25 protein-coding genes and 1 riboswitch are annotated in these 26,980 nt (G+C 56.4%); of the genes, 16 read left to right on the top strand and 9 right to left on the bottom strand.

Annotated elements, in window-relative coordinates:
- Positions 1-58: 58 nt before the first annotated feature.
- Genes bioB through bioD form a run of 4 tightly spaced genes read left to right on the top strand, consistent with a single transcriptional unit; the run spans position 59 to position 3,648 of the window.
- Positions 59-1,090, top strand: a complete 1,032-nt coding sequence (bioB, locus tag N5J69_RS08570; protein WP_279769588.1) for a biotin synthase BioB — start codon at positions 59-61, stop codon at positions 1,088-1,090.
- Complete coding sequence (gene bioF / locus N5J69_RS08565; RefSeq protein ID WP_279769587.1) at positions 1,090-2,241, top strand: 8-amino-7-oxononanoate synthase; 1,152 nt, start codon at positions 1,090-1,092, stop codon at positions 2,239-2,241. The genes bioB and bioF overlap by 1 nt, the downstream gene beginning before the upstream one ends.
- A complete protein-coding gene (gene bioC, locus N5J69_RS08560) occupies positions 2,225-2,980 on the top strand; it encodes a malonyl-ACP O-methyltransferase BioC (RefSeq protein WP_279769586.1) in 756 nt (251 codons plus the stop codon). Before bioF ends, bioC begins: the two co-directional genes overlap by 17 nt.
- Positions 2,977-3,648 carry a dethiobiotin synthase gene (bioD, locus tag N5J69_RS08555; protein ID WP_279769585.1) on the top strand — a complete coding sequence of 224 codons (672 nt, stop codon included), beginning with the start codon at positions 2,977-2,979 and terminating at the stop codon, positions 3,646-3,648. Before bioC ends, bioD begins: the two co-directional genes overlap by 4 nt.
- A 130-nt stretch (positions 3,649-3,778) precedes the next feature.
- On the opposite strand, the gene N5J69_RS08550 is transcribed toward bioD, so the two are convergent.
- The gene (locus N5J69_RS08550) at positions 3,779-4,501 is read right to left on the bottom strand and encodes an ATP-binding cassette domain-containing protein (protein ID WP_279769584.1); all 723 of its coding nucleotides are present in this window, start codon (positions 4,499-4,501) and stop codon (positions 3,779-3,781) included.
- Positions 4,502-5,393: 892 nt separating this feature from the next.
- Here N5J69_RS08550 and uvrB point away from each other — a divergent pair.
- Positions 5,394-7,415 carry an excinuclease ABC subunit UvrB gene (gene uvrB, locus N5J69_RS08545; protein WP_279769583.1) on the top strand — a complete coding sequence of 674 codons (2,022 nt, stop codon included), beginning with the start codon at positions 5,394-5,396 and terminating at the stop codon, positions 7,413-7,415.
- Here the strand turns inward: uvrB and yvcK are convergent.
- Positions 7,399-8,322, bottom strand: coding sequence for a uridine diphosphate-N-acetylglucosamine-binding protein YvcK (gene yvcK / locus N5J69_RS08540; protein ID WP_279769582.1), 924 nt, complete (start codon positions 8,320-8,322; stop codon positions 7,399-7,401). The genes uvrB and yvcK overlap by 17 nt on opposite strands.
- Positions 8,323-8,526: 204 nt before the next feature.
- A riboswitch (molybdenum cofactor riboswitch) is annotated at positions 8,527-8,660 on the top strand.
- Here yvcK and moaA point away from each other — a divergent pair.
- From moaA to moaE, 5 genes are all read left to right on the top strand, one after another.
- On the top strand, positions 8,650-9,636 hold the full coding sequence (moaA, locus tag N5J69_RS08535) for a GTP 3',8-cyclase MoaA (protein ID WP_061061958.1): 987 nt from the start codon (positions 8,650-8,652) through the stop codon (positions 9,634-9,636). (Overlaps the previous riboswitch by 11 nt.)
- Before the next feature lie 14 nt (positions 9,637-9,650).
- On the top strand, positions 9,651-10,166 hold the full coding sequence (gene moaB / locus N5J69_RS08530) for a molybdenum cofactor biosynthesis protein B (protein ID WP_279769581.1): 516 nt from the start codon (positions 9,651-9,653) through the stop codon (positions 10,164-10,166).
- Positions 10,167-10,168: 2 nt separating this feature from the next.
- Positions 10,169-10,654 carry a cyclic pyranopterin monophosphate synthase MoaC gene (moaC, locus tag N5J69_RS08525; RefSeq protein WP_279769580.1) on the top strand — a complete coding sequence of 162 codons (486 nt, stop codon included), beginning with the start codon at positions 10,169-10,171 and terminating at the stop codon, positions 10,652-10,654.
- Positions 10,647-10,892, top strand: coding sequence for a molybdopterin synthase sulfur carrier subunit (gene moaD, locus N5J69_RS08520; RefSeq protein WP_279769578.1), 246 nt, complete (start codon positions 10,647-10,649; stop codon positions 10,890-10,892). The genes moaC and moaD overlap by 8 nt, the downstream gene beginning before the upstream one ends.
- A 1-nt stretch (position 10,893) precedes the next feature.
- Positions 10,894-11,346, top strand: a complete 453-nt coding sequence (gene moaE, locus N5J69_RS08515; RefSeq protein ID WP_279769576.1) for a molybdopterin synthase catalytic subunit MoaE — start codon at positions 10,894-10,896, stop codon at positions 11,344-11,346.
- A gap of 88 nt (positions 11,347-11,434) precedes the next feature.
- Here the strand turns inward: moaE and N5J69_RS08510 are convergent, their stop codons facing one another.
- Positions 11,435-12,217, bottom strand: coding sequence for an OBAP family protein (locus N5J69_RS08510; protein WP_279769574.1), 783 nt, complete (start codon positions 12,215-12,217; stop codon positions 11,435-11,437).
- A 105-nt stretch (positions 12,218-12,322) separates the two neighbouring features.
- Between N5J69_RS08510 and N5J69_RS08505 the strand changes: the two genes are divergently transcribed.
- The gene (locus tag N5J69_RS08505; protein ID WP_279769572.1) at positions 12,323-13,417 is read left to right on the top strand and encodes a DUF1615 domain-containing protein; all 1,095 of its coding nucleotides are present in this window, start codon (positions 12,323-12,325) and stop codon (positions 13,415-13,417) included.
- A 104-nt stretch (positions 13,418-13,521) separates the two neighbouring features.
- On the top strand, positions 13,522-14,229 hold the full coding sequence (locus N5J69_RS08500; RefSeq protein WP_279769571.1) for a Bax inhibitor-1/YccA family protein: 708 nt from the start codon (positions 13,522-13,524) through the stop codon (positions 14,227-14,229).
- 48 nt (positions 14,230-14,277) lie between these two features.
- On the opposite strand, the gene N5J69_RS08495 is transcribed toward N5J69_RS08500, so the two are convergent.
- Genes N5J69_RS08495 through N5J69_RS08485 form a run of 3 tightly spaced genes read right to left on the bottom strand, consistent with a single transcriptional unit; the run spans position 14,278 to position 17,245 of the window.
- Positions 14,278-15,243, bottom strand: a complete 966-nt coding sequence (locus N5J69_RS08495; protein WP_279769570.1) for a lysylphosphatidylglycerol synthase domain-containing protein — start codon at positions 15,241-15,243, stop codon at positions 14,278-14,280.
- Positions 15,243-16,487: a cardiolipin synthase ClsB gene (gene clsB / locus N5J69_RS08490; protein ID WP_279769569.1), complete on the bottom strand. Its 1,245-nt coding sequence runs from the start codon at positions 16,485-16,487 to the stop codon at positions 15,243-15,245. The genes N5J69_RS08495 and clsB overlap by 1 nt, the downstream gene beginning before the upstream one ends.
- Positions 16,484-17,245, bottom strand: coding sequence for an endonuclease/exonuclease/phosphatase family protein (locus tag N5J69_RS08485; RefSeq protein WP_279769567.1), 762 nt, complete (start codon positions 17,243-17,245; stop codon positions 16,484-16,486). Before N5J69_RS08485 ends, clsB begins: the two co-directional genes overlap by 4 nt.
- 179 nt (positions 17,246-17,424) lie before the next feature.
- Between N5J69_RS08485 and N5J69_RS08480 the strand changes: the two genes are divergently transcribed.
- From N5J69_RS08480 to dusC, 3 genes are all read left to right on the top strand, one after another.
- Complete coding sequence (locus tag N5J69_RS08480) at positions 17,425-17,817, top strand: YbhQ family protein (protein WP_279769565.1); 393 nt, start codon at positions 17,425-17,427, stop codon at positions 17,815-17,817.
- 217 nt (positions 17,818-18,034) lie between these two features.
- Complete coding sequence (rhlE, locus tag N5J69_RS08475) at positions 18,035-19,399, top strand: ATP-dependent RNA helicase RhlE (protein WP_279769564.1); 1,365 nt, start codon at positions 18,035-18,037, stop codon at positions 19,397-19,399.
- A 3-nt stretch (positions 19,400-19,402) separates the two neighbouring features.
- On the top strand, positions 19,403-20,335 hold the full coding sequence (dusC, locus tag N5J69_RS08470) for a tRNA dihydrouridine(16) synthase DusC (protein WP_279769562.1): 933 nt from the start codon (positions 19,403-19,405) through the stop codon (positions 20,333-20,335).
- A 204-nt stretch (positions 20,336-20,539) separates the two neighbouring features.
- On the opposite strand, the gene N5J69_RS08465 is transcribed toward dusC, so the two are convergent.
- Complete coding sequence (locus N5J69_RS08465) at positions 20,540-22,393, bottom strand: anti-phage dCTP deaminase (RefSeq protein WP_279769560.1); 1,854 nt, start codon at positions 22,391-22,393, stop codon at positions 20,540-20,542.
- A gap of 406 nt (positions 22,394-22,799) precedes the next feature.
- Here N5J69_RS08465 and N5J69_RS08460 point away from each other — a divergent pair, with 406 nt between their 5' ends.
- A complete protein-coding gene (locus N5J69_RS08460) occupies positions 22,800-23,987 on the top strand; it encodes an MFS transporter (protein ID WP_279769557.1) in 1,188 nt (395 codons plus the stop codon).
- Between the two features lie 50 nt (positions 23,988-24,037).
- Here N5J69_RS08460 and N5J69_RS08455 read toward each other — a convergent pair whose 3' ends face one another.
- On the bottom strand, positions 24,038-25,639 hold the full coding sequence (locus N5J69_RS08455) for an inorganic phosphate transporter (protein WP_279769556.1): 1,602 nt from the start codon (positions 25,637-25,639) through the stop codon (positions 24,038-24,040).
- A 186-nt stretch (positions 25,640-25,825) separates the two neighbouring features.
- Entirely contained in the window at positions 25,826-26,935 is a 1,110-nt protein-coding gene (locus N5J69_RS08450; protein ID WP_279769554.1) for a L,D-transpeptidase family protein, read from the bottom strand.
- Between the last annotated feature and the right edge of the window lie 45 nt (positions 26,936-26,980).

Genomic DNA, 26,980 nt, shown 5'->3' with positions numbered 1-26,980 from the left:
TAGTTTACAAGTATACCCCTGCTTTCTGTCGGGATGACACCCTTTTCTGGAGTACGTAATGGCTCAACGCTGGACAATTGCGCAGGCGCAAGCGCTGTTTGATCAACCTTTTCTCGAACTGATGTTTCAGGCGCAGCAGGTGCATCGTCAGCACTTCGATCCGCGTCAGGTGCAGGTCAGTACCCTGCTGTCGATTAAAACCGGTGCCTGCCCGGAAGACTGTAAATATTGCCCGCAGAGTGCGCGCTACAAGACCGGTCTGGAGTCGGAACGTCTGATGGAGGTGGAAGAAGTACTGACCTCCGCGCGTCAGGCCAAAGCCGCCGGTTCAACCCGTTTTTGCATGGGTGCCGCGTGGAAAAACCCACACGAACGCGATATGCCGTATCTGGAAAAGATGGTCGAAGGCGTAAAAGCGATGGGAATGGAGACCTGCATGACGCTCGGCACCCTCAGCGAACAGCAGGCGCAGCGACTGGCGGGCGCGGGTCTCGATTTCTACAACCATAACCTCGACACCTCACCGGAATTCTACGGCTCCATCATCACCACCCGCAGCTATCAGGAACGTCTGGATACGCTGGGCAAAGTGCGTGACGCCGGGATCAAAGTCTGTTCAGGCGGCATCGTCGGTTTGGGTGAAACCGTAAACGACCGCGCCGGTCTGCTGGTGCAGTTAGCTAACCTGCCCGTGCCGCCGGAAAGTGTGCCGATCAACATGCTGGTGAAGGTCAAAGGCACCCCGCTGGCGGACAACGATGACGTCGAGCCTTTCGATTTCATCCGCACTATCGCGGTTGCGCGCATCATGATGCCGACCTCGCACGTGCGCCTTTCTGCAGGCCGCGAGCAGATGAGTGAGCAGACCCAGGCAATGTGCTTTATGGCCGGGGCGAACTCCATTTTCTACGGCTGCAAACTGCTGACCACGCCTAATCCGGAAGAGGATAAAGACCGCGTGCTGTTCCGTAAACTGGGGCTTAACCCGGAACATACCCACACGCAGCACGGCGATCAGCAGCAGGAGCAACAGCTCAGCGAGCAGCTCTTCCATGCCGACACTGAACAGTTCTACAACGCGGCGCTGTAATGAGCTGGCAGCAACGACTCCGGCAGGGGCTGGCGCAGCGCCGTGCCGCCGATGGCTGGCGGCAGCGTCGGGTTATCGATCAGCAATCGACCCGCACGCTGCAGAGCGGTGGCCGCAGCTATCTCCATTTCTCCAGCAATGACTATCTTGGCTTAACCCGGCATCCGGCGGTGATTGCAGGCTGGCAGCAGGGCGCGGCGCTGGCGGGCGCGGGCGCGGGTGCGTCGGGGCATGTCACCGGTTATCACCGCCAGCATGCCGATCTCGAAGCGCAGCTGGCCGACTGGCTTGGCTACGACCGGGCGTTGCTGTTTATCTCCGGCTTTGCGGCCAATCAGGCGGTGATCCATCTGCTGGGCGAAAAAAACGATCGCATCCTGGCCGATAAACTCAGCCATGCCTCGCTGCTCGACGCCGCCAGTCACAGCCCGGCACAGCTGCGGCGTTTCAGCCACAACGCACCGGAGAGCCTGGCCTCAAGGCTCGCGTCACCCTGCGCGGGCGAAACGCTGGTGGTGACCGAGGGTATTTTCAGTATGGATGGCGACAGCGCGCCGCTGGCTGCTCTGGCGCAACAGACGCGTCAGGCAGAAGGCTGGCTGCTGGTGGATGATGCGCACGGCATCGGCGTGGTAGGTGAGCAGGGGCGCGGCAGTTGCTGGCAGCAGGGTGTTAAACCGGAACTGTTGGTGGTCACCTTTGGCAAAGCGTTTGGCGTCAGCGGTGCCGCGCTGCTGTGTGACGCGGACACCGCTGACTATTTTCTGCAGTTCAGTCGCCATCTGATTTATTCCACTGCCATGCCCGCCGCGCAGGCTGTCGCGCTGCAGGCGGCGCTGAATGAGATCCGGCAGGGCGATGCACTTCGCCAGCAGCTGCAGCAGAACATTGCGCATTTCCGGCGCGGCGCGGCCTCGCTGCCGTGGCAGCTGATGAACTCAGGCAGTGCAATTCAGCCGCTGCTGGTGGGCGAAAACGGTGATGCGATGGCGCTGTCAGCGAGGCTGGCGGAGGCGGGCTGCTGGGTCAGCGCGATCCGGCCGCCGACCGTACCCCCAGGGACGGCCCGGCTGCGCATCACTCTGACCGCGGCCCATCGCCCTGAAGACATTGATCGGTTACTGGAGGCGCTGCATGACGCTGCGGGTTGACAAGCAGGCGGTCGCACGCGCCTTTGGCCGGGCCGCCAGTTATTACGATGCCCATGCTGCGCTGCAACGCCTCAGCGGCGATGCGCTGCTGGCACGTGCCCCCGCGCACAGCGGGGTGCAGCTGCTGGATGCGGGCTGTGGCACCGGCTGGTACAGCAAACTGTGGCGCGAACGTGGCAAACAGGTGACGGCACTGGATCTTTCTCCCCGGATGCTGCAACAGGCGCGGGAAAACGACGCGGCGCAGCGCTATCTGGCGGGCGACATCGACGCACTGCCGCTTGCGGATAACACCATTGACCTGGTATGGAGCAATCTGGCGGTGCAGTGGAGTGAGGATCTGCCTGGCGCGCTGCGTCAGTTCCGGCGCGTACTGCGTCCTGATGGCACGCTGCTGTTTTCCACGTTGGGCGACGGCTCGCTGCGGGAGGTGCATGAGGCCTGGTCCCATCTCGATACGTTGCCGCACGCCAACCGCTTTCTCAGCGAGCCGCAGATTGCGGCGGCCTGCCACGCAGAGCAACTGCACTGCAGCTCAGAAACGGTAACGCTGCATTTTCCCGATGCGCTCAGCGCCATGCGATCCCTGAAAGGAATTGGGGCAACCCATCTGCATCAGGGCCGCAACGGGCAGGTCTTAACCCGACAACGACTCAGGCAGTTAGAGGCGCACTGGCCACGCGATCGGCACGGCTATCGCCTGAGTTACCATTTAATTTATGGAGTAAGTGCATCATGAAACGGGTGTTTATCACCGGCACCGACACCGAGGTCGGTAAAACTGTCGCCAGTGGCGCACTGTTGCAGGCGGCAGCCGCTGCGGGCTATCGCTGCGCGGGTTATAAGCCGGTGGCGTCGGGGTGTGAGATGACGCCGGAGGGGATCCGCAACAGTGACGCGCTGGCGCTGCAGCGCTTCAGTAACGTGCCCTTAACCTATCAGCAGGTGAATCCGCTGGCGTTTATGGAGCCCACCTCGCCGCACATTGTCAGCGCCGAAGAGGGCAGGCCGATTACCCATCTGGCGCTGTCTGCGGGTCTGGCGGCGCTGGAGCCGCTGGCGGACTGGATTCTGGTTGAGGGAGCCGGCGGCTGGTACACCCCGCTGTCAGAGACGCACACCTATGCGGACTGGGTGGTCAGCGAAAATCTGCCCGTGATTCTGGTGGTGGGGATTAAGCTCGGCTGCATCAACCACGCGCTGCTCACCGCCGAGGCGGTGCGGGCGAGTGGCCTGCCGCTGGTGGGCTGGATAGCCAACACCGTTGAACCCCCTGGCAAACGCTATCAGGCGTATCTTACCACCCTGATGCAGCGACTGCCTGCGCCCTGCCTGGGCACGATTCCGTATCTCACCGATGTGGCACAGCAGGCATCCTGTGGCCACTACCTGTCACTGCCAGCGTAAAAACCTGGCCCATCACTGTCACCCTGAACCGGCGCGGTGCGCACAGTCCTCACGGGCTTTGTGATCGCCTGTGCTGGTTCGCGCGCTCCGGGGCCGGACGCCAGCAAAGCTCTGCGCGCCGGGGCAGACGTCAGGCGACCGTCAGCCACTTATCTATGGTGTGGTCATCGAGCTGTTCCATGCTGCCCTGCGCCACATTACGGCCGCGGTGCAGCAGCAGAAAATAGTCCGCCACCCGACGGATCAGCGACAGGCGCTGCTCCAGCAGCAGGATAGTCAGCCCGTAGTCCAGGTTCAGTCGGCGAATCAGGTTACCCATCTCTTCTTCCAGCCACGGCGACATCCCGTCGGTGGGCTCATCGAGAATCAGCAGTTTAGGTTGCAGCACCAGCGCACGCGCCAGGGCCAGCTGTTGCTGCTGATCGATGGGCAGATCACCGCTGCGCTGCTGGCGCAATGAGTAGAGCGCCGGAAACAGATCAAACACCATTTCAGGGATGGCGCGATGACGATCGTGCTGGCTGGCACCCGCCAGCAGGGCAATCAGCAGGTTATCTTCCACGCTCATCTGGGTAAAAATATGGCGACCCTGCGGCACATAGCCAATTCCCATCTGGGCCCGCTGTTCCGCCGGTTGCAGCAGCAGATCTTCCGGCGGCGAGCCATCCTCTTTCCAGGAGATAGAGCCGCTGTTAATCGGCAGTCTGCCCATGATGCAGTTCACCAGCGTGGTTTTGCCCATGCCAGGACGACCCAGAACACCGGTGCAGGTGCCAGGCGACAGATCCAGGTCCACATCCCACAGAATATGGTTTTGACCGTAAAATTGATTCACCGAACGTAAACTCAGCATCTGACACTCTCCTTCCCGATCATTAGCCTGATTGCTTCCGCTCTCTGTCGTCTGGCAAACAAGTCATCAGCAACGGCCGCCTCGCCATTGCAGCAATGTGCGCGTAAAGCGCGGTGACGCCAGTCACTCCTGCAATTCCCAGGCCAGATCTAAAAACGGTCCTGTTTCCAGCCGGAAGGGCAGGTTTCAGGAATAAAAGGTGAGAAAAACTTATCAATTGCCCACGGTCATCACGCCGCTGCACTTTTGCAGTGCCTCGGGGCGCTGTTTATGGTGCAGACGTGCTGCGACAACGCAGAATGTCTGATTAAGAATCTTAGTGGAACGGCGAAAATTTGCGTGCTGCGCCAGATGACAGATTAAAAATGCAGAATAATCCGTCAGCCGCCGACGCGAAATTTAACGCAAAAAAAATTATTTTTACCGGGGCGGGAGGGCAGGGAAAAATTATACACAGCTGATGGCGGCGGGGCTGCCATCACTTATCCACCATTCCTGTGGATAACCTTGTGCATTAGGTAATGAAAACCGGTTGGAAGCGAGGAAATACGCGGCCTGGTAACATAATGACGAGAATCTGGCCTTATGAGCTAAAACCAGAAAAATCAGCTGGTTAGTAAAAAACAAGCCTGCGAATTATCTGCCAGGTAACCGAACTGTAATTTTGTGACGTTCTATTGACAAATGTTAAATCAGATCCCTGTCTGGGGATAACATTGCGCAACACCCTTTGCGATAGCGGGCAGACAATGCGGGTGGAGCGCGTCCAATCCTGATGGCGTTAACTTTGCACGATTACTGTTTTTATATCCAGTATTATTTTCTGGCAAAATCACCATAGCGGAGTAAAATAAGTGCCTGCCCGCCGACTTCTCCAGCAGGAACTGCATTCATGACCAAAGCTTTTAAACTGAATTCCGCCTTTAAACCTTCGGGCGACCAGCCTGAGGCGATCCGTCGCCTGGAAGAGGGGCTGGAGGATGGGCTGGCCCATCAGACCTTATTAGGCGTGACCGGCTCCGGTAAAACTTTTACCGTCGCCAACGTGATTGCCGACCTCAACCGCCCGACGATGGTGCTGGCACCGAACAAGACGCTGGCGGCCCAGCTCTATGGCGAGATGAAAGAGTTTTTCCCGGATAACGCCGTGGAGTTTTTCGTCTCCTACTACGACTACTATCAGCCTGAAGCCTATGTGCCGAGCTCCGACACCTTTATCGAAAAGGATGCGTCGGTAAACGAACATATTGAACAGATGCGTCTGTCGGCGACCAAAGCGCTGCTGGAGCGGCGCGATGTCATTGTGGTGGCGTCGGTCTCGGCTATCTACGGCCTGGGCGATCCCGATCTCTATCTGAAAATGATGCTGCACCTGACACGCGGCATGATTATCGATCAGCGCAGTATTCTGCGCCGTCTGTCAGAGCTGCAGTACACCCGCAACGATCAGGCGTTCCAGCGCGGCACCTTCCGCGTGCGCGGCGAAGTGATCGATATCTTCCCGGCAGAGTCGGATGACATTGCGCTGCGCGTCGAGCTGTTTGACGAAGAGGTGGAGCGTCTGTCGCTGTTTGATCCGCTGACCGGCCAGATCGATTCGGTCGTGCCGCGCTTTACCATCTACCCTAAGACGCACTACGTCACCCCGCGTGAGCGCATCCTGCAGGCGATGGAAGAGATCAAAGTGGAGCTGGCGGACCGTCGCCGGGTGCTGCTGGAAAACAACAAGCTGCTGGAAGAGCAGCGTATTACTCAGCGTACCCAGTTTGATCTGGAGATGATGAGTGAGCTGGGCTACTGCTCCGGCATTGAAAACTACTCGCGCTACCTCTCGGCTCGCGGGCCGGGCGAAGCGCCCCCGACGCTGTTTGACTATCTGCCCGCCGATGGCCTGCTGGTGGTGGATGAGTCCCACGTGACCATCCCGCAGATTGGCGGCATGTACAAAGGTGACCGGGCGCGCAAAGAGACGCTGGTGGAGTATGGCTTCCGCCTGCCGTCGGCGCTGGACAACCGTCCGATGAAGTTTGAAGAGTTTGAAGCGCTGGCACCACAGACCATCTATGTGTCGGCGACGCCGGGCAAATATGAGCTGGAAAAATCGGGCGACGAAGTGGTCGATCAGGTAGTGCGCCCCACCGGCCTGCTGGACCCGATCATCGAAGTGCGGCCGGTCGGGACGCAGGTCGACGATCTGCTGTCGGAGATCCGTCAGCGTGTGGCGATCAACGAACGTGTGCTGGTGACGGTGCTGACCAAACGCATGGCGGAAGACCTTACCGAGTATCTGACGGAGCACGGCGAGAAGGTGCGTTACCTGCACTCCGACATCGACACGGTGGAGCGTATGGAAATTATCCGTGACTTACGTCTGGGTGAGTTTGATGTGCTGGTGGGCATCAACTTACTGCGTGAGGGGCTGGATATGCCGGAAGTGTCGCTGGTGGCGATTCTGGATGCGGACAAAGAGGGCTTCCTGCGTTCTGAGCGATCGCTGATTCAGACCATTGGTCGTGCGGCGCGTAACATCAACGGTAAGGCGATTCTCTATGGCGATAAAATCACGCCGTCAATGGCGCGCGCCATTGAAGAGACCGAGCGCCGCCGCGAGAAACAGCAGCTGCACAACGAAAAGAATGGCATTGTGCCGCAGGGCCTGAACAAGAAGATCACTGATATTCTGGAACTGGGCAACAACGTGGTGAAAACCCGCGGCAAAGCGAAACCGGCACGTCCTGGCGAAGCCCAGGCCCTGGCCGATTTGCAGCTGCTCACGCCGCAGGCTTTGCAGAAGAAGATCCACGAACTGGAAGGGCAGATGCAGCAGCACGCACAGAACCTGGAGTTCGAACAGGCGGCCAGTGTGCGCGATCAGCTGCATGAGCTGCGTACCCTGTTTATTGCGGCCTCGTAGCGCCGTTAAATCCCTGAATGGCGTGTTCCAGCGCCACCCGTAGCAGCTGGCGGTCGTGACGATATCGGATGTCGGCGGCCTCCAGCGGTTCACGGACAATCAGTCGGTTTTCAATGCCCTCTGTGGCGACGGCCGGACCGACCACGACCGCATCAATCACCCGCTTGCCGATATAACGCTCCATCATCTGAAGCTTGTCAGCCACCGAGAGACTGGCGGCGGCGGGGCTGAGCTCGCGGCCCAGATTGCCAATAAACACCATGGTGGCAGGCGTGCGACGCAATGCCTGCGCCATCTCTTCCATCAGCAGAATTGGCATCAGGCTGGTGTAGAAACTGCCCGGACCAATCAGGATCAGATCCGCTTCGCCAATCGCCTGCAGCGCTTCCCGCGTCGGCTGGACGTTGGGATGCAGCATCAGCTCCTGCGGCGGCTGCTTCATCTCATCAATCGCGGTTTCGCCGTAAACCATATTGCCTTCGGCATCCATCGCCACCAGATCCACCGGCTGTTCCGACATCGGAATCAAAAAGGCGTCAACCTTCAGCAGGTTACGGATGATGTTAATGGCTTCCAGCGGGCGAACGCTCAGGTGATCCAGCGCCCGCAGCATCAGATTACCCAGGTTGTGACCGGCCAGTTCGCCGTTACCGGCAAAACGGTACTCAAACATCGCGGAGGCGACGCTGGGCTCCGCAATCAGCTGGTTAAGGCAGTTGCGCATGTCTCCCCAGGCGATACCGCCTTCGGATCGGCGTATACGGCCGGTGGATCCGCCGTTGTCGGTGGTGGTGACGATGCCGGTGAGACGCGAGCCCAGCGGGGAAAGCGCCGACATCACGCGGCCTAAACCGTGTCCGCCGCCCAGTGCCACAACGCGATCAAGATCGGCCAGTGTGCGATTCATACTTCTCCTTACCATCTCTTCGCATGGCGTGGCTCTAAACGCTAAGCCCGCGCGGATGACTTACGTCAAAATCGGGATCGCATTTTAACGTATCCTGTCGCGAAAATGCGGTGAAAATTCGATATGTATAAGAATATATAGCGAAAAGAGCAAATGGAAGAGTGGCGTAATTCACGCTACCATCATGTTTACCGCGCTGATCAAGGGGTCAGCGTACACTCTAGCCTGAATGCCTAAGTCTGCGGATAGGGGGTTCAGGCCGTAGCCATTGAGCTGCCAGGGTGCAGGAAGAAATGACTGCATCTCCCAATCTGGAAAGGTGTTCTGGTGTCACAATTTACTGATGCATACGCGCGTAAGTTCTATTACCTGCGCCTGTCGGTCACGGATGTCTGTAATTTCCGCTGTACCTACTGTCTTCCTGACGGCTACAAACCGCAGGGAATTCGTAACAAAAGCTTTCTCTCACTGGATGAAATTCGCCGTGTGACGCGGGCCTTTGCCGCTGCCGGAACCGAAAAAGTCCGTCTGACCGGTGGCGAGCCGTCGCTGCGCCGCGATTTCACCGACATCATTGCGGCGGTGCGTGAAAACGCCTCAATCCGCCAGATCGCAGTAACCACCAACGGCTACCGGCTGGCGCGTGACGTTAAACAGTGGCGTGACGCGGGCTTAACCGCGCTCAACGTCAGTGTCGACAGTCTGGACGCCCGCCAGTTTCACGCCATCACCGGACAGGATAAATTCCATCAGGTGATGAGCGGTATTGATGCTGCTCTGGACGCGGGTTTTCGCCAGGTCAAAGTGAACAGCGTGCTGATGCGCGATCTCAACAGCCGTAATCTGGCCACGTTCCTCGACTGGATCCGCACCCGTCCGATTCAGCTGCGCTTTATCGAACTGATGGAGACCGGCGATGGCGGCACGCTGTTCCGCGATCAGCACGTGTCCGGCATGGTGATCCGCGATCAGCTTATCGCCCAGGGCTGGCAGCGCCGTGAAAGCGGGCGCAGCGATGGCCCGGCGCAGGTTTTTTATCATCCCGATTATGTTGGCGAGATTGGCCTGATTATGCCTTACGCCAAAGATTTCTGTGCCAGCTGCAACCGTCTGCGCGTGTCGGCGCAGGGAAATCTGCACCTGTGCCTGTTTGGCGACGGCGGCATACCCCTGCGCGACCTGCTGGCATCCGATGAGCAGCAGGCTGAACTGCAGGCGCGTATCGCCAGCAGCCTGGGGCAGAAGAAGCAGACGCACTTCCTGCATCAGGGCAACACCGGCATCACACAGAATCTCTCTTACATTGGCGGCTAATTTCAGGAGGAAGTATGGGTAAACCAGCCAGCGAATTTCAGGCCGTGCAGATTGCGGTGATGACGGTGTCAGATCGCCGCGATGCCAGCAACGATACCTCCGGCGACTATCTGCGTGAGGCGGCTGCGGAAGCGGGGCATGAAGTTGTCGATCACGCCATCGTGCCCGATAACCTTTATCGCATTCGCGCTACCGTGTCGCGCTGGATCGCCAGTGATGATGTACAGGTGGTGGTGATTAATGGCGGCACCGGCTTTAACCTGAAAAACAGTACGCCGGAAGCGCTGCTGCCGCTGTTCGACCGCGAAATTGAGGGGTTTGGCGAACTGTTCCGGATGATCTCTTATGAAGAGATTGACGGCTCGACGCTGCAGTCGCGCGCCATTGCCGGTCTGGCTAATGGGACGCTGATCCTGGCCGTACCGGGTTCCACCAGCGCCTGCCGCACCGCCTGGGAACGCATTATCGCTGACCAGCTTGATGCGCGTACTGCGCCCTGTAATTTTGTCTCACATCTCAAGAAACGGTAAGTATGTCTCAACTCACACACATTAACGCCGCGGGCGAAGCACACATGGTGGATGTTTCCGCCAAGGCTGAAACCGTGCGCGAAGCGCGGGCCGAAGTGCTGGTGCTGATGCAGCCGGAAACGCTGCAGATGATTATCGAGGGCAGCCACCACAAAGGGGATGTCTTTGCCACCGCACGCATCGCCGGTATTCAGGCAGCCAAACGCACCTGGGAGCTGATTCCGCTCTGTCATCCGCTGATGCTGAGCAAAGTCGAAGTAAATCTGGAAGCGGAACCGGCGCATAACCGGGTCCGCATCACCTCACTCTGCCGCCTGACCGGCAAAACCGGGGTCGAAATGGAAGCGCTGACGGCCGCCTCCGTTGCCGCGCTGACCATCTACGACATGTGCAAAGCGGTGCAGAAAGATATCGTCATCGATCAGCTGCGCCTGATCAGCAAGAGCGGTGGCAAAAGCGGCGATTTTCAGGCGGTTACGCATGATTAAGGTGCTGTTTTTCGCCCAGGTGCGGGAGCTGACCGGCACCGCATCTCTTGAGGTGAGTGCTGACTATCCGGATGTGGCCGCGCTGCGGTCTGCGCTGGCGGAACGTGACGATCGCTGGGCGCTGGCGCTGGAGCCGGGCAAACTGCTGGCGGCGGTCAATCAGACGCTGGTATCAATGGGGCATCCGCTGCGCGCCGGTGATGAAGTCGCCTTTTTCCCGCCCGTGACCGGAGGCTGAGATGGAAACGCAGATTCGCGTCGGCCCCGCGCCCTTTGACATGGCGGAAGCGTATCGCTGGCTGGCGGCCTGTGACGAAGATGGGGCGGTGGTGACCTTTACCGGTAAAGTCCGCAACCACAATCTGGGTGACAACGTGGCGGCGCTCACGCTGGAGCACTATCCCGGCATGACGGAGAAAGCGCTGCAGGAGATTGTTGATGCAGCGCGTGAACGCTGGCCGCTGCAGCGCGTCACGGTGATCCATCGCGTCGGCGAGCTGTTTCCCGGCGATGAGATTGTGCTGGTGGGCGTCACCAGCGCCCATCGCGGCAGCGCCTTTTCTGCCGCAGAGTTCATCATGGATTACCTGAAAACCCGCGCCCCCTTCTGGAAGCGTGAAGCAACAGAGCAGGGGAGTCGCTGGGTGGATGCCCGCGACAGCGACCACCAGGCCGCTCAGCGCTGGGATTAGGGCCGCAATGATGCAGCGGGCAGAGGTGTCTCTGCCCGCTGTGTTGCCGCTGCGCCACGCGCCCCCGCATCACACGACTCAACGCAACTTAGGGCTTCAGCTGCTCCGCCGGGCCAAAGCCGGTCTTGCCGTGGCGGTGTTCACCGCCGCCCTGGGTGCGCTTCAGCTGAATAACCTCGCCCTGCTGCCAAGCGTTCGCACCCGGTGCCGCCGGATGCGCCACAATGTCCGCACGCTGAGCGCGGATCTGTTTGCTGTCGACGTCAAAACGGCGATCGCGGTCTGCCAGCAGCCGTGAATCCATCTGACCATCCTGGGTAAAGCCCATCATCAGGGCCGGAATGCCAGTCGGCAGCGTTTTGTCGCGATCGGTATGCCAGGTGTGCCAGGTTTTCCCGTAGGTATTTACAATGCGCGTCATCAGCGCATGGTCGGCGACGGCCGGTAAGCCCGGCGCAATCAGCGTGCCGGACTTTACCTCATACTGATGACTGTGCCAGAGCGCCTTCTCTTCAGGTGGCAGGGTCTTAAACAGACGTTCGCTGATAATGTACTCCACGCCCATCAGCCGCGCGTCACGCGTGTTGCCGTCGTAAATCACGGCCTGCATCACATCGTCGTTCAGCACGGTGATATAGTGGTGCGCCTCCATCTGACCGTTTTTATCGCCGTTATAAAAATGGAAGCCGTCGAGATAGGTGTTGATGGCGTCGATAGGGGGACGTGACTGCATCACGCTGGCCCCCTTCTCCAGCACTTTCAGCGAGGAGGAGGCAGGTGCGCCCGGTGACTGCACCTGGGGGGGCGTATTATTGGCACCGCAGCCGGTTAATAACAGGCTGAATGCCGCAACAGGCCAGAGTTTAAACATCGTAAGGTCCTTTAACGTTAAAAAAGTAACCTTAGTTCAGTTCTCTCCTGCCTGTGAAACGCTGGCGATGATAGAGTAGGGCTTTGGTTCATTCTGAGGACAGGCATGTCATCCACCCCGATTCTGCAACGCCTGACACTGGTCGCCGCACTGGTGCTGGCAGGTTGTAGCAGCAAGAAAACGCCAGAGGCGCCCGTGCGGCAGCCTGAAGATGTCAAAGCACAAATCCAGCGGCTGCTGCCGTCGCACGTCAGCAACAAAGCGGCGTGGCGTGACGACATCTACACCACCTTCCGCACACAGCAGATCGATCCCAGCGCCAGCAACCTGTGCGCGGTGATCGCCGTGGCGGATCAGGAGAGCAACTTCAGCGCCGAGGCTGCCGTGCCGGGGCTGCCGAAAATCGCCTGGGGTGAGATCGATCGCCGGGCGGCAAAAGTGCACGTTCCGGCATTTCTGGTGCGCACCGCGCTGCTGATTAAATCGCCGACCGGGGAAAGCTATGCTGCCCGGCTGGATAGCGTGCGCAGTGAAAAAGATCTCAGCGCCATTTTTGACGATCTTATCGACATGGTGCCGATGGGCCAGACGCTGTTTGGCAATCTCAACCCGATCCACACCGGCGGGCCGATGCAGGTCAGCATTGCGTTTGCCGAAGCGCATGCCAAAGGTTATCCGTGGCCGGTTGATGGCACGATCCGGCGCGAAGTTTTCACCCGTCACGGCGGGATCTACTTCGGCACGATGCACCTGCTCGGTTATCCGGCGGACTACAGCCAGCCGCTCTACCGCTTTGCCGACTACAATGCAGGCTGGTACGCCAGCCGCAACGCGGCGTTCCAGGCGGCCGTGTCGCGTGCAACCGGCATGAAGCTGGCGCTGGATGGCGATCTGATCCTCTATGGCTCAGACGCGGCGGGTGGCACTGAACTGGCGGTGCGCACCCTGTCGAAGCAGATCGATATGAGCAACAGCGCCATCCGGCGCGATCTGGAGAAAGGGGAGAAAGCGTCGTTCAGCGACAGCGAACTCTGGAAGCAGGTCTTTACCCTGGCGGATAAAATGGCCGGTCGCAGGCTGCCGCGTGAAATGCTGCCGGGCATCAAGCTGGAAAGCCCGAAAATCACCCGCAATCTCACCACGGCGTGGTTTGCACAGCGTGTCGACAGTCGTTATCAGCAGTGTCTGTCGCGGCGTTAAGCGGCATGTTGTGGCACAGTTGAGCTGGGCTGTGCCACACTTAACATCTGACACAGGCTCCCTGTGGAGCGTCTCACCACTCATCCCTTAACAAGAGGTGCATCATGGATCGATATCCACGAAATGATTCCATCGTTCAACCCGCATCTCGCGGGCTACAAGCCTACATGGCACAGGTCTATGGCTGGATGACCTGCGGTCTGTTATTAACGGCGTTTGTCTCCTGGTTTGCGGCGCGCACGCCCGCAGTGATGGAGCTGGTGTTTGCTAACCGGATTACCTTCTTCGGACTGATTATCGCGCAGCTGGCGCTGGTGTTCTTCCTGTCAGGTATGGTGCATCGCCTGAGCGGAGCCGTGGCAACCGGGCTGTTTATGCTCTATTCAGCGCTGACCGGCCTGACTATGGCGAGCATCTTTCTGGTCTATACCTACTCCTCTATCGCCAGCACCTTCTTTGTTACGGCGGGCATGTTCGGTGCGATGAGCTTCTACGGCTACACCACCAAACGCGACCTGAGCCGGTTTGGCAGCCTGCTGTTTATGGCGCTGATTGGCATTGTGCTGGCGTCGCTGGTGAATTTCTGGCTGAAAAGCCCGGCGCTGATGTGGGCGATTACCTACATCGGGGTGGTGGTATTTGTGGGATTAACCGCCTATGACACGCAGAAACTGAAAAACATCGGTGAGCAGATTGACGCCCGCGACACGGAAAACCTGCGTCGCTATTCGATTATGGGCGCACTGACGCTCTATCTCGACTTCATCAACCTGTTCCTGATGCTGCTGCGGATTTTCGGCAACCGCCGTTAAATCAGTGGGGAATAGCGGGGGAGGCGCACTGTCTGCGCCTCCCCTTTTTTACGACTTCTGTAACTTCTGCTCGTTCTTCTGACGCAGATGCTTCGCCCGGCTTTCCAGCCCCAGATAGAGCACCAGCGCCAGCAGCAGCGGCAGGATGAAATAAAGCACGCGGTAGGCCAGCAGCGCCGCAATAATGGTGCCATGGGAAGCGTGCTGACCGCTGAGCAGCGCCAGGAAAACCGCTTCCAGTACGCCAATGCCCGCCGGGATATGAATGATGACTCCAGCAATACTGCTGATCAGCAGCACGCCCAGCACCATCGGATAGCCCACGTCGCGTCCCAGCAGCAGCCAGATAATCGCCCCCATCACCATCCAGTTGGCACAGGAAACCGCAAACTGCAGCAGCGCCATGCGCAGCGAGGGCAGCTGAAGCGTCTGGCCTTTTACCGTCCAGCGCCGCTGTTTTGAGAAGGCACAGGCCCAGAGGTAGATCGCCACCAGTACCAGCAGCACCACACCAATCAGTCGCAGGGTGGTTTCACCAATAAACCAGCCGCTGGGAATGGAAACCATGCCGGCACTGAATACCACGCCCGCCAGCAGAATATAGCCCAGCCAGTTGGTGGCGATGCTCAGAGAGAAGATGCGGGTGATGGTGGCGCTGTCCAGGCCGAGCCGTGAGTAGAGCCGGTAGCGCATGGCGACGCCGCCCACCCAGGTGCTCAGCGTCAGGTTAAAGGCGTAACAGATAAACGACACCAGCATCACCTGTCGCTTCGCCAGCTTATGGCCGCAGTAGGCGCGACCAATCAGGTCATAACAGCCGTAGACCAGGTAACTCAGCACCACCAGTCCGGCGGCGGTCAGTACCACAAAGCGGTTGTAGTTAACGATGACGTCATAAACATCTTCCCAGTTCACTTTGCGGGCATAAACCACCAGCAGCACCACTACCGCGATGAAAAACAGCACGGTGAGGATTTTTTTCGCCAGTTGCCAGCGTGGATGTTTTTTTGCCATCAGGATTTTGCTCCAGGGTTATCAGCTTCAACGCGATCCTGTGTCTCCATTTCAGGCTGCACCGGCGCACTGACCTGAGCCAGCTGCGGTGTGTGCGCCGGAAGCCAGCCCGCGATGGCCGGGAAGTGGCGCAGGAAGTGGAAGACCACCACGCTTTTACTCAGTTGCCACCAGTTGCGCGGCGGTAAGCGGTCCTCCTGTACGCGCTGGCAGTCATTGGCCAGCAGCGCTTCAAGGTTGTCACGCAGCGTCTGGTTAAACGGCCGGTCGTGGATAATCAGGTTAGCTTCCAGGTTCAGAGAGAGGCTCAGCGGGTCAAGGTTGCTGGAGCCGACGGTGGCCCAGTGATCGTCTTTTACAGCGATTTTGCCGTGCAGCGGACGGCGGATATATTCGTAGACCTCAACGCCACCCTCGACCAGATAGTTGTAGAGCAACTCTGCGCCCACTTTCACAATCGGCATATCCGGCTCACCCTGCACAATCAGTCGCACCCGGACGCCACGCTGGGCGGCATTGCGCATCTCGCGCAGCAGCCGGTAGCCGGGGAAGAAGTAGGCGTTGGCGATAATCACATCCCGCTTCGCCTCGCGCAGCATCTCCAGGTAATGCATTTCGATGTCATCGCGATGCTCGTCGTTATCACGGTAAACATAGAGCACCTGGGCATCGCCTGGCGTGGCGTTCACCGCCGGACGATGCGAGCGCGAGCCCCACCAGCGGCGGGTATGCTGCTCGCTGCCAATGGCCTGTTGCAGATAGCGGGCGATGTCAGCCACGACCGGGCCTTTGACCTGCACGGCGTAATCCTGCTTCGCTTCCGGACCGTAATCGGTGTTGTGCTCTGCCGAGAAGTTGATGCCGCCAACAAAGGCGACCACGTCATCCACTACCACGGTTTTGCGGTGCAGACGGCGGAACACGTTAGTGCGCATCCCCATGACCAGCGGACGCGGGTCGTAATAGATGAAACGCACGCCCGCGCTGGTCAGGCTGTTGACAAAGTGGTCAGAGAGCTCGGCGGAGCCGTACCCATCGACCATGATTTCGACCCGCACGCCGCGCTGGGCTGCCGTCAGCAGTTCACGATGCAGGGCGTTGCCCACCTCATCCTCAAACAGAATAAAGGTTTCGATTAAAACCGTGCGTTCTGCCCGCTGGATCGCGCCAAAGACGCGCGGGAAAAACGCCTCCCCGTTTTCCAGCAACAGCAGCCGGTTGCCTTCCTGCCAGCTAAAATTCATAGGTGAATCTCCACCGCCAGCGGCGCGTGATCGGAAAGATGGGACCAGGGCTTACGCGGCAGCGCCCAGGGATGACTGACGGTGGCGTTGCGGACATAGATGCGGTCAAGTCGCAATATCGGGAAGCGCGCCGGGAAGGTGCGCGCCGGGCGTCCGGTTTTCATGCTGAATACCTCTTTCAGGCCTGCGCCCTGTTTTAAAATGGCGTTAGCGCGTCGCTGCCAGTCGTTGAAATCACCCGCCACCACCACCGGTGCATCGGGCGGCAGCGAATTGACCATGTCACACATCTTCTTCATCTGCGCGTGACGATGCGCCTCTTTCAGACCCAGGTGAACACAGATGACATGCAGCGTGCCGTGTGGCGCGGGGAGGGCGATCTGGCAGTGCAGCATGCCGCGATTTTCACTGCCTGCTACCGAGATATCCCGATTCTCATAGTCGGTTATCGGGAAGCGCGACAGCACCGCATTGCCGTGATGGCCCTCGGGATAGACCGCATTACGTCCATAGGCAAAATCGTTCCACATCGTGTCAGCCAGAAACTCATAGTGCGGTGATTCGGGCCACTCCTCATGGTTAAGAGAATGGATGGCGTGCGTGCCCATCACCTCCTGTAAAAAGACCACATCCGCCGAGGTTGCGCGTACCGCGTCGCGCAATTCCGGCAGGATGAAGCGGCGATTAAACGGGGCGAAACCCTTGTGTGTATTGATCGTCAGGACTTTTATTGAAAATCCTTGCGTGTTTTGTGGCATACTCGCGACGCACTCCTTTTCATCATCAACAGAATCAAAGTGTAGTCTTTGTCACAAATGGGTGGTGAGAGAGCGCGATATTTAGGGCGTTATCCGAAAATTGTTTTACATTGAGGAAACCGTTTCCGGCTTGTGCCGGTAGCACTTGGGCGACCTGTTGGGTCTGCCAGGAGAATTGAATGAAATGGTCTAATCGTATTCAAATCATCACGGGTCAGACGTTGTTGCATATCGCTATGCATCTGCTGGTGATCGCTGCGCTGATCTGGGGCTGGAAACACAAAGCCCTGGTGGATGTCTGCAGCACACTGGTGGCGATGTACGCACTGGTTTTTGTCGCCATGCTGGCGACACAGCGCATTGCCCGTTTACGCACGCTCGGCGATTATCTTGAAGAAGCGACCACCACTTACTACTTTGGCGCTGCCATGATGACACTGTTCCTGGTGTCACGGATTTACCACAACACCCTGCTGCTGGCCTGTCTCGGCGTGGTGATGTTGCTGGGTCCGGCGCTGGTTTCACTGCTGGCGAAAGAGCCACCGCGGCGCATCGAAAATAAACGTAGTTAAGTTGAAGGCCACCGAAAGGTGGCCTTCCTGTTTCAGCACAGGTAAGTTGTGTCAGGAAATGTGAGCTATCTCGCACACTTCATTTAAAGCTGCTACACTCGCCCGCTTACGCATCGTAGTTTGTGCCCTTTTCACGCGTCAGCCCCAGCTGCCGTCACTATCCCTCTGAAAACTACACCGTGAATCACGGCCAGAGCGGACCGGAGTAAACCACGTAATGTCATTTGACTCTCTCGGCCTGAGTGCCGATATTTTGCGCGCGGTTGCCGAACAAGGCTACAGCGAACCTACACCTATCCAGCGCCAGGCGATTCCTGTGGTGCTGGCTGGCCGCGATCTGCTGGCGAGTGCCCAGACCGGCACCGGCAAAACGGCCGGTTTTACCTTACCGTTGTTACAGAAACTCTCTGCCACCGCTACGCCTGTGCGCGGTCGTCGCCCGGTGCGCGCCCTGATCCTGACGCCAACCCGTGAACTTGCGGCGCAGGTTGGCGAAAACGTCAGCGACTACAGCAAATACCTCTCGCTGCGTTCGATGGTGGTGTTCGGTGGCGTCAGCATCAACCCACAGATGGTGAAACTGCGTGGCGGCGTTGATGTGCTGGTGGCAACGCCAGGCCGCCTGCTGGATCTGGCGCAACAGAATGCCGTTGACCTGTCACAGGTTGAAATTCTGGTGCTGGATGAAGCAGACCGTATGCTGGATATGGGCTTTATCCACGACATCCGTCGCGTGCTGGCGCGTCTGCCAGCCAAACGTCAGAACCTGCTGTTCTCGGCCACCTTCTCAGATGAGATCAAAGGCCTGGCTGAAAAACTGCTGACCAACCCGGAAATGGTGGAAGTGGCTCGCCGCAACACAGCCTCTGAGCAAGTTGCGCAGCAGGTGCATTTTGTTGATAAGAAGCGCAAGCGGGAACTGCTGTCGCAGCTGATTGGCGAAGGCAACTGGCAGCAGGTGCTGGTCTTTACCCGTACCAAGCACGGCGCTAACCACCTGGCCGAGCAGCTGGGCAAAGATGGCATCACTGCTGCTGCGATCCACGGCAACAAGAGCCAGGGTGCGCGTACCCGTGCGCTGGCCGACTTTAAGTCAGGCGGCATTCGCGTGCTGGTTGCGACCGATATCGCGGCCCGTGGCCTGGATATTGAAGAGCTGCCACACGTTGTGAACTACGAGCTGCCTAACGTCGCTGAAGATTACGTTCACCGTATTGGCCGTACCGGCCGTGCGGCGGCGACCGGTGCTGCACTGTCGCTGGTTTGCGTAGATGAACACAAACTGCTGCGTGACATTGAACGTCTGCTGAAGCGTGAAATCCCGCGTCTGGCGATTGCCGGTTATGAGCCCGATCCGAGCATTAAAGCGGAGCCGATCATTAACGGTCGTCAGCAGCAGTCGCGTGGCGGTGCCGGTGGCGGCGGTCGTGGTCGTGGTCAGGGCGGACAGGGTGCAGGCGCACCACGTTCATCCGGTGACAAACGTCCTCAGGCGCGTCGTCAGGGACAGGCTGCGCCTCAGGGCGATAAGCCTGCTGCCCGTCCGCGTCGTCCCGCGCCGAAGCGTACCGGAAACGTCTGAGTAATGCGGGTTTTACTGGCTCCGATGGAGGGCGTGCTGGATTCACTGGTGCGCCAGCTGTTATCAGAAGTGAACGACTACGATCTCTGCATCACTGAGTTTTTGCGCGTGGTCGATCAACTGCTGCCGGTAAAATCTTTCTACCGCCTCTGCCCCGAACTGCATCATGCCAGCCGTACGCCTTCCGGCACGCGGGTGCGCATGCAGCTGCTGGGGCAGCATCCCGAATGGTTAGCTGAGAATGCCGCACGTGCGGTGGAACTGGGCTCCTGGGGTGTTGACCTCAACTGTGGCTGTCCCTCTAAACTGGTCAACGGCAGCGGAGGCGGCGCAACCCTTCTTAAAGATCCCGATCTGATCTATCGCGGCGCGAAAGCGATGCGTGAAGCGGTGCCTGCCGATTTGCCGGTGACGGTAAAAGTGCGGCTCGGCTGGGACTCCAGCGCCCGCAGTCTGGAAATTGCCGATGCGGTTCAGCAGGCGGGTGCCAGCGAGCTGACGGTACACGGGCGAACCAAGGAAGAGGGCTACCGTGCAGAGGCGATCAACTGGCAGGCGATTGGCGAAATCCGTCAGCGGCTGCGCATTCCGGTGATTGCCAACGGCGAGATATGGGACTGGCAAAGCGCACAAAACTGTCTGGCGGTCACCGGCTGCGATGCGGTGATGATTGGCCGCGGTGCTCTGAACGTCCCCAACCTGAGCCGGGTTGTAAAATATAACGAGCCGCCGATGGCCTGGCCTGATGTGGTGCGGTTATTGCAGAAATACAGTCGGCTGGAGAAGCAGGGCGACACCGGCCTTTATCACGTAGCGCGTATCAAGCAGTGGTTAGGTTATTTACGAAAAGAATATGATGAGGCATCAGAACTATTCTCTCGAGTTAGGGCGTTAAAAACGTCAAAAGAAATAGCTTTAGCTATTGAGCAAGCTTGATTTAACTTTATATATAAAGTATAAAATAGTACAGGGTGTTATTGAATGTTACTTAGTTTTCTACTTAAAAAATTAATAAAAATACAATGAAGTGGATACTAAAAAATACTATTTTTAAATTGTAATGAATTTAATGAATAAAAGCATAAGTCAAAAGTATTGTACTTTAACTCATGCTTCAGTTTTCACATTCCAGCATGTTCACTAAATGTCTTCTGACTCGCTTTTAATTATACCTAAAAAATCAAGTTCGTCTTTATAAGGCATAATTTGCTCGTAAATTTTGTGGTAGGCTCTTCCAATAGCGCCTCTGAATTGTATTAGGTTAGGTCTTGATTCTCCAATACTTAGTATATGACTTATAGCTATGCCGGGATAAGGATCTATAAAGACAATATCTTTGATTCCAAGTTGATATGCCTTTTTCGCACACAATTCGCAAGGGCTAGCAGTAGTGTATAACTTTCCCCCTTCAATACCCATCCCACCATATTTAGATATTTGTAAAAAAGCGTTTTCCTCCGCGTGCAAAGCCCTGGTATGTACTTGGTTTTTATCCAGGTCAACGCTGTTTTTTAAACTCTTAAAGCAATAGCTGAGGTTGTATCCTGAGGTTTTTTCTCCCTTACTTTTAAATATCATTAGCTTTTGATAAGCTTTTTCTCTAAATTTTTTATCATTTCTTTCAAAATCACTATAAATAATAGGATCAAAGTCCTTCAAAACACCATCTAGCGAGCGGAGTGAGCAGGGTACTTGCCCTTTGGCAACATCGTTCCATCCAATTGCCTTAACAGAATTATTTTGATCTGTTAATACAGCACCAACTTGGCGTGATAAACATCCAGAGTTTAATTTTGCCGTAAAAGCAATTTGCATAACCCTCTCCATAGCTGTGGGTGTTATTAAACCTGGGTGCAGCATTAATGCAATATACCAATATAATTGTGCTTTGAGTATATTGTTGTTTTCTAATTCATTTCTTGGATTGAATAAATGGATGTCTGATATTTCTATGCATCTCTTAACATTCTGTGAAATGAATTCAAAATAATAATCTGTAGGTTTTTTTATGTCTGATTCTTTTCCATCTAACCGGTTTTCTTCAGATGTATCTTTTTTTAACTTATCTCCAGATTCACGAGTATCTAAATCAGCAAGCTGATCTGTAGTGAATTTATGAACATTCTGCAAATATCTCTTTCTATCTTTGTCAGGTGCATTTATTGAAATTAGGTGGAATGCTGAATATCTATCCCGAAAAAATTTAACCTCGTATGGGTTTCTTATTGCATCTATAACAATAAAAGTTTTATCTTGATTTTTTCTTAAAAGCTTTATTATTCTATTCATTGTTTCAGGAAGATGAAAAACGTGTTTTGGCGAAAAATTATCATTTTTATACGTGCTTTTAATGTTTGCTATTTTTCTGATTGAGTTTCCTGCATCTTGATATACTGAAATATACAGGCCTTGTGATATTTCATTTAGACCTTTTTTGAAACTTGCTGTGAATCTTCTTATGACTTCTAAAAATTTGATAAATTCTGCATTGTTTACTCTTATGTCATTAATGTCATTTTTGTGGTTGAGTAGTTTCTCTAGCATTTCTCGATATGTAATTGGAACAGACATTGCACTGGAATTATTTGTTATCGGTTTATTAGATTTTGCTAAAGATTTTTCAAATGCAGATTTACTTAAGAATTCCTTGAGGTGATCTTCATTTACTGATTTTTTGGAGTCAGTTGCTGAGGTTAAAATAAATTTTTGAACTTCCTCAGTTTCTTGAAGTAGTATGTAAGCTGAAATGAGATCACTAACCTTAATTGAAAAAAATTTATTCCAATGTTGGGATATGTACTTTTTTACAATTAAGTATCTTTTGATATCCAGTCCACTATAAAAGTTATTGATTTGATGCTCATCAGGTATGTCCACTTTATCGCATTCTAAAATTTTTGCCGCTGTTGTACATCCAGATCCTGTTCTGCCAGTTAAGCCAATAAGAACAAATTTTTTATTCTCCATGAATAGTTCACTAATCATTTTTTCCATTACATTACCCTTTATTTTTTTTGGTATGGAGAAAATACAATAGGATTAACCCTAATTCAGTGATGAGCGCCACTAAACATCAATAATTTTTATCATTTTTTAACCATTTTAGCTCTAGGGTCGGCCAGTATTGCTTTGGTTCAAACAAGAATTTATACCCTAATTAATGACTGCAGGTAGGATCAAGGCTGTGAGGTAAGTAACGGCCTATTTAATCGAGCTTGCTCACATTCGCTTTGCGAAGCCGATGGCTTATTCAGTGAAATCCGTGCGTTGAAAAATTCGGGCGACATCGCACAGGCGATTGATCGTCACGCGATTGTTCATGGTTTGTGATAAAAAACCAGGCGACCCCTTAGCGGCCTGACGGTATAGTGGGCAAAATTTCCCACACCACAAGCCTGCTATGTCTGACACCGCTGTGTTGAGCAACAGTCAGCTCAACAAACGAATCCTCTCTGTTATCATCTTCACTTTCTTCTGCTATCTCTCCGTCGGACTGCCACTGGCCGTGCTGCCGGGCTTCGTCAAAAATCATCTGGGCTTCAGCTCGTTTATTGCCGGACTGATTATCAGCATTCAATATTTCGCGACGCTGCTCAGCCGCCCGCAGTCGGGCCGTCTTGCCGATCGCCTGGGGCCAAAACGGGTGGTGATGCTGGGACTGCTCTGCTGCGGTATGAGCGGGGTGCTGACTATTGTCGCTGCACTGCTGAGCCACTGGCCCTGGCTGAGTCTGGCGCTGCTGGCTATCGGGCGGCTGTTTCTTGGGGTAGGGGAAAGCTTCAGCAGCACAGGCTCCACGCTCTGGGGCATGAACATCGTCGGACCGCTGCAGACCGCGCGTGTGATCTCCTGGAACGGTGTCGCCACTTATCTGGCGATGGCTGTCGGTGCGCCGCTGGGCGTGCTGCTGAACGGTGAGTTTGGGATGAGTGGATTTGCCGGACTGATTGCGCTGATGGGGGGCGTCGGTTATCTGATGGCCAGCCGCAAACCTGCCGTAACGGTCAGCATGGGCGAGCGCATTCCGTTTCATCGGGTCTTCTCCCGCGTCTGGCTTTATGGTCTGGCGCTGGGCTTTGGCACCATCGGCTTTGGCGTCATCGCCACCTTTATCACTCTCTATTTTGCCAGCCGTGACTGGCAGGGCGCGGCTTATGCGCTGACGCTGTTCAGCCTGGGGTTCGTGCTGGTGCGGTTGGGCTTCGGTCGCTTTATTACCCGTTTTGGCGGGCTGCGCGTGTCGCTTTTCTCTTTCCTGCTGGAGTGTCTGGGACTGCTGATTATCTGGCAGGCGGACAGCGCCTGGCTGGTGGGTGCAGGCGCGTTCCTCACCGGCAGCGGCTTTTCGCTGGTCTTTCCGGCGCTGGGCGTTGAGGCGGTAAAAAGGGTTGAGCGTCAGGATCAGGGCTCGGCGCTGGGCACCTATTCCGCGTTCCTCGATCTGGGACTGGGCTTAACCGGCCCGGTGGCGGGACTGTTTATCGGACACTGGGGGATGCAGTCGGTCTATCTGGCTGCCGCCCTGATGGTGCTGGGCGCGCTGCTGATTACGCTGCGGCTTTATGCGCAACAGCGCCTCACCACCTGACCGGGGTCAGTAACGGCTCACTGCCTGACCCGCAGTGAGCCAGCGTGCCCTCAGAAATGTGTGAAGAGCCAGTAAAGCAGGGCTGACAGCAGAATGGAGACCGGCAGCGTTAATACCCAGGCGACAGCCAGATTACGCAGGGTCGAAAATTGCAGGCCAGAGCGGTTGGCCGCCATAGTGCCCGCCACGCCGGACGACAGCACATGGGTGGTCGACACCGGCAGACCAAAGCCATCGGCTGCCCCAATGGTGGCCATCGCCACCAGCTCGGCGCTGGCTCCCTGAGCATAACTCAGATGGGTTTTCCCGATCCGTTCTCCCACCGTTACCACAATCCGACGCCAGCCCACCATGGTGCCGAGCCCCAGCGCAATCGCCACCACCACTTTCACCCACATCGGAATAAAGCGCGTTGCACCGTCGAGTTCGGTTTTCACCGCTTTCAGATTGCGTTCGGTCTCCTGCGGCAGTGTGACTTTGGCGGTCTGCAGATGCCTGATTGATTCCGAGGCCAGATACATCTGGTTGCGGGTGTTGGTCACCGCCTGGGCAGGAATGTTATCCATCGAGCCGTAACGGCGAATCTGATCCCCCACCTCGTTAAGCGTCATCGCCAGCGCCGGTAAAACGCCGGCATTCATCTGGTTGCTGCCGATAAAGGCGGTCAGCACGTCGCGTGCCGCCGGGGGCTGTGCCGCCGCCGGTTGCAGTTGCCGTAGCTGATGCGCGGTGACTTCGGTCAGCGCAGCCACGCGTGGGATCTGATCGGCGGGCAGCGATCGGTTCAGCGCGTAGGCGATCGGCATGGTGCCCACCAGGATCAGCATAATCAGCCCCATCCCTTTCTGCCCATCGTTGGAGCCGTGCGCAAAAGAGACGCCGGTACAGGTCAGGATCAGCAGGCCACGGATCCACACCGGTGGCGGCTGGTCACTTTTCGGGGCCTGATAAAGCTGGCGATTGCGGATAAATATCTTCATCACCCACAGCAGCAGCCCGGCACAGACAAAACCGACCACCGGTGACAGCAGCAGGGCATAACCGACCTTCAGCGCCTGATCCCAGTCCACGCCGCTGAGTCCGCTGCGACCGTGCAGCATGGCGTTAGCCACCCCGACGCCGATAATCGAGCCAATCAGCGTATGCGACGATGACGAAGGAAGGCCGAAATACCAGGTGCCGAGATTCCAGATAATGGCGGAAAAGAGCAGCGCATAGACCATAGCAAAGCCGTTGCCGCTGCTGGCCTGCAGGATCAGCTCGACCGGCAACAGCGAGATAATGCCAAAGGCCACTACGCCGCTGGAGAGCAGCACGCCCATAAAGTTACAGAAACCGGACCAGACCACCGCCACGCCGGGCGTCAGCGAATGGGTGTAAATCACCGTGGCGACCGCATTGGCGGTGTCGTGAAAGCCATTGACGAACTCAAAGCCAAGTGCAATCAGCAGCGCCAGTCCCAGCAGAAAGAAGGGCAGATAGCTGGTGACCGGCATATTGGTCTCTTCAACATCATTGACCAGGTTGAGCCCGGCGAACGCCAGTCCGGCAACCAGCAGAATGAAAAACAGCGGTTTGCTGAAGCGACTGCCTTTGCTGTTGAAATCGGGACGTCCCTGGGCTGATGAGGAGGAGAGACTGTTTTCGCTCATGATGTACCTCATGTGGCTGATGCCGGATGCTGATTTGCAGCGGGTTAACGGAGTGTGATACGCGCTTTATATGACAGAAAAATGATGGCCGGGCGGGGAACAGCGCGGAGGATGGGAGTTAAAACGCCTGACGCAGGCAATAAAAAAGCCAGCGACAGGCGCTGGCTTCTTAAAGCAGGGCGGCGATTACGACTGGGTCGTGGCCGCTGCTGCTGGTGCTGCTGGTGTGACCGGTGCAGCGGGCTCAGTCGCGGGCTGCTGTGGCTGCGCGGCACCGTTTGCACCCTGTGGGGTTACCGGCGTCATAGGCTGTTCCTGTGGCGCAGCCTGCGGGTTTTCCGGCATCGGAACCGGTGCGGTCTGGATATTATTCTCCACACCGTTCACTTTTACCGGCATACCGGTACGGCCCTGAATCGCGCCGTTAACCTGATCCTGGTTGACGCTGGCATCAACCAGCACTTTGCTCACCGCCTGAGTCAGCGTAATCGGCACCAGCTCACGTGAGTTGAACTGCTCTTCGGTAGTCGACAGCGGGTTATGAACTTCAACATAACGTGAACCGTCTGGCTCTACGGTCGCTTTTACCGGCTGATCAACGAACTGGACACGCGTGCCGACCGGCACGTTCTGATACAGCCATTTGATATCGTCAGCGCGCAGACGGACACAGCCGTGGCTTACGCGCAGGCCAATACCGAAGTTAGCGTTGGTGCCGTGAATCGCATAGAGGCGACCGATGTAGAGCGCGTAAAGGCCCATCGGGTTGTCCGGGCCTGCCGGGAACACGGCTGGCAGCGTTTCACCGCGTGCCGCGTAATCCGCATGCATACCTTTGGTTGGCGTCCAGGTCGGGCCATCTTTCTTACGTTCTACCGCCGTGGTCCAGTTGATCGGGGTATCTTTACCCAGTTCACCGATACCAATTGGCAGCACCACCACGGTTTTGCTGCCTTTCGGGTAGTAGTAAAGACGCATCTCTGCGCTGTTAATCACAATGCCTTCACGCGGTGCGTCAGGCAGGATCAGCTGCTGTGGGATAATCATTTTGCTGCCAGCTTTAGGCAGATAAACGTCAACACCCGGATTGGCTTCCAGCATATTGCTGAGGCCCATCTGGTACTGCGCCGCAAAAGCTTCCAGCGGCAACTTGCTGTCTTCAGGAACAGTAATTTCAATATTTTCCCCGATCAGACGGCTGTTGGCCGGCGGTAACGGGTAAACCACAGCGAAGGCTGACTGACTGAACGCCGCCAGGGTCAGAGCGATTGAAGCGAAAGCGCGAATAATTTTCATATTTTACAAGTCTTTATCGCCATATTTCAGGCTGGTCTATGTGTC

This window comes from Pantoea sp. GD03673 (genome assembly GCF_029844725.1).
GTDB lineage: Bacteria > Pseudomonadota > Gammaproteobacteria > Enterobacterales > Enterobacteriaceae > Pantoea.
Note: the sequence above shows the minus strand (reverse complement) of the source record. Positions and strands in the feature narration are given on the sequence as shown.

What these genes read in the sequence shown, in the direction of transcription:
- N5J69_RS08455 (WP_279769556.1), bottom strand. Translation starts at nt 25,639, where the DNA reads ATGAGCGAAAACAGTCTCTCCTCCTCATCAGCCCAGGGACGTCCCGAT.
- N5J69_RS08485 (WP_279769567.1), bottom strand. Translation starts at nt 17,245, where the DNA reads ATGCCACAAAACACGCAAGGATTTTCAATAAAAGTCCTGACGATCAAT.
- moaE (WP_279769576.1), top strand. Translation starts at nt 10,894, where the DNA reads ATGGAAACGCAGATTCGCGTCGGCCCCGCGCCCTTTGACATGGCGGAA.
- N5J69_RS08495 (WP_279769570.1), bottom strand. Translation starts at nt 15,243, where the DNA reads ATGGCAAAAAAACATCCACGCTGGCAACTGGCGAAAAAAATCCTCACC.
- N5J69_RS08465 (WP_279769560.1), bottom strand. Translation starts at nt 22,393, where the DNA reads ATGGAAAAAATGATTAGTGAACTATTCATGGAGAATAAAAAATTTGTT.
- bioB (WP_279769588.1), top strand. Translation starts at nt 59, where the DNA reads ATGGCTCAACGCTGGACAATTGCGCAGGCGCAAGCGCTGTTTGATCAA.
- N5J69_RS08500 (WP_279769571.1), top strand. Translation starts at nt 13,522, where the DNA reads ATGGATCGATATCCACGAAATGATTCCATCGTTCAACCCGCATCTCGC.
- moaC (WP_279769580.1), top strand. Translation starts at nt 10,169, where the DNA reads ATGTCTCAACTCACACACATTAACGCCGCGGGCGAAGCACACATGGTG.
- bioD (WP_279769585.1), top strand. Translation starts at nt 2,977, where the DNA reads ATGAAACGGGTGTTTATCACCGGCACCGACACCGAGGTCGGTAAAACT.
- rhlE (WP_279769564.1), top strand. Translation starts at nt 18,035, where the DNA reads ATGTCATTTGACTCTCTCGGCCTGAGTGCCGATATTTTGCGCGCGGTT.
- N5J69_RS08480 (WP_279769565.1), top strand. Translation starts at nt 17,425, where the DNA reads ATGAAATGGTCTAATCGTATTCAAATCATCACGGGTCAGACGTTGTTG.
- bioF (WP_279769587.1), top strand. Translation starts at nt 1,090, where the DNA reads ATGAGCTGGCAGCAACGACTCCGGCAGGGGCTGGCGCAGCGCCGTGCC.
- dusC (WP_279769562.1), top strand. Translation starts at nt 19,403, where the DNA reads ATGCGGGTTTTACTGGCTCCGATGGAGGGCGTGCTGGATTCACTGGTG.
- N5J69_RS08550 (WP_279769584.1), bottom strand. Translation starts at nt 4,501, where the DNA reads ATGCTGAGTTTACGTTCGGTGAATCAATTTTACGGTCAAAACCATATT.
- clsB (WP_279769569.1), bottom strand. Translation starts at nt 16,487, where the DNA reads ATGAATTTTAGCTGGCAGGAAGGCAACCGGCTGCTGTTGCTGGAAAAC.
- N5J69_RS08450 (WP_279769554.1), bottom strand. Translation starts at nt 26,935, where the DNA reads ATGAAAATTATTCGCGCTTTCGCTTCAATCGCTCTGACCCTGGCGGCG.
- N5J69_RS08505 (WP_279769572.1), top strand. Translation starts at nt 12,323, where the DNA reads ATGTCATCCACCCCGATTCTGCAACGCCTGACACTGGTCGCCGCACTG.
- bioC (WP_279769586.1), top strand. Translation starts at nt 2,225, where the DNA reads ATGACGCTGCGGGTTGACAAGCAGGCGGTCGCACGCGCCTTTGGCCGG.
- N5J69_RS08510 (WP_279769574.1), bottom strand. Translation starts at nt 12,217, where the DNA reads ATGTTTAAACTCTGGCCTGTTGCGGCATTCAGCCTGTTATTAACCGGC.
- moaD (WP_279769578.1), top strand. Translation starts at nt 10,647, where the DNA reads ATGATTAAGGTGCTGTTTTTCGCCCAGGTGCGGGAGCTGACCGGCACC.
- yvcK (WP_279769582.1), bottom strand. Translation starts at nt 8,322, where the DNA reads ATGAATCGCACACTGGCCGATCTTGATCGCGTTGTGGCACTGGGCGGC.
- N5J69_RS08460 (WP_279769557.1), top strand. Translation starts at nt 22,800, where the DNA reads ATGTCTGACACCGCTGTGTTGAGCAACAGTCAGCTCAACAAACGAATC.
- moaB (WP_279769581.1), top strand. Translation starts at nt 9,651, where the DNA reads ATGGGTAAACCAGCCAGCGAATTTCAGGCCGTGCAGATTGCGGTGATG.
- uvrB (WP_279769583.1), top strand. Translation starts at nt 5,394, where the DNA reads ATGACCAAAGCTTTTAAACTGAATTCCGCCTTTAAACCTTCGGGCGAC.